General features: G+C 73.3%; 2 pseudogenes. Both read left to right on the top strand.

Annotated features, from left to right (window positions below):
* Positions 1-423: pseudogene (locus I53_RS08820) on the top strand (glycosyltransferase family 2 protein); the annotation flags it as partial.
* Between the two features lie 243 nt (positions 424-666).
* Positions 667-1,043: pseudogene (locus tag I53_RS08825) on the top strand (2,3-bisphosphoglycerate-independent phosphoglycerate mutase); the annotation flags it as partial.

A 1,043-nucleotide genomic window follows, 5' to 3' on the forward strand; every position in this document is an offset into this window, starting at 1 on the left:
ATCACGTATTTTCCCCGCGCGCGCTTCGGCAGCCTCGCGCGGCAATACCGTCAGTACGGTCGCGGCTGCGCGCGGACCCTCGAGAAGCACGCCAGCNTGCCGCGCGCCCGCCAGATGCTGCCGGCCCTGGTTCTGCTCTACGCCGTCGCGGCCCTGCCCCTGGCGGCCCTGATGCCCGCCCTGCTGATCCCGCTGCTGCTCTACGCCGGAGCCTGCGGCCTGTGCGGCCTCGCCCTGGCCCTCAAGGCGCGGGACCCCGTCCTGCTCCTGAGCGGACCGGCGGCGGTGGCCATGCATCTGTCCTGGGCGGCGGGGTTCCTGTCCCATCCGGGCTACTGGCGGACCGTCCTCCGGGCCGCCCTGCGCCGCAAGCGGCCCGGGCTCGGCGTCCCGCCGGGATCCGACGCGGCGCGCGTCAACTGACCGGTTGACGCCGGGCCGGCGCCGCGCCTGGCGATGGGCTGGGCGCGGCCCTGCCATGTCAGAAGCCCGACGCTCTCTCGCATCCGTCGCCCATTCGCCCATTGGGGCGGTGGCCTCACGGGGCCAAGGCGATTATCGACACGCGCAACGATCCGGCCGCGCAGGGCCCGGAGACCGGCCGCGCCCCGCGTGCGGCAGCGCAGGAGAGTTGTGACCGTGCCCGACAGTACGCCGCGTCCCGTGATGCTCGTGATCCTCGACGGCTGGGGTCTGCGGGACGCGGTGGCCGACAACGCCGTCCACCAAGCCAAGACCCCGGTCTTCGACGCGCTGATGCAGGCGCATCCCCGGGCGCAGCTGAAAACCTTCGGCGCCGATGTCGGCCTCCCCGCGGGGCAGATGGGCAATTCCGAGGTTGGGCATCTCAATATCGGGGCGGGCCGCGTGGTCCTGCAGGACCTGCCGCGGATCGACTCCGCCGTCGCCGACGGTTCGCTCGCCCGGAATCCGGCGCTGATCCGGTTCATCGAGACCCTCCGCGCATCGGGGGGCACCTGCCACCTCGTCGGCCTGCTCTCGCCCGGCGGCGTCCACGCCCATCAGGACCACGCCGTGGCGCT

It is taken from the genome of Methylobacterium sp. B1, from assembly GCF_000333255.1.
Taxonomy (GTDB): Bacteria; Pseudomonadota; Alphaproteobacteria; order Rhizobiales; family Beijerinckiaceae; genus Methylobacterium; species Methylobacterium fujisawaense.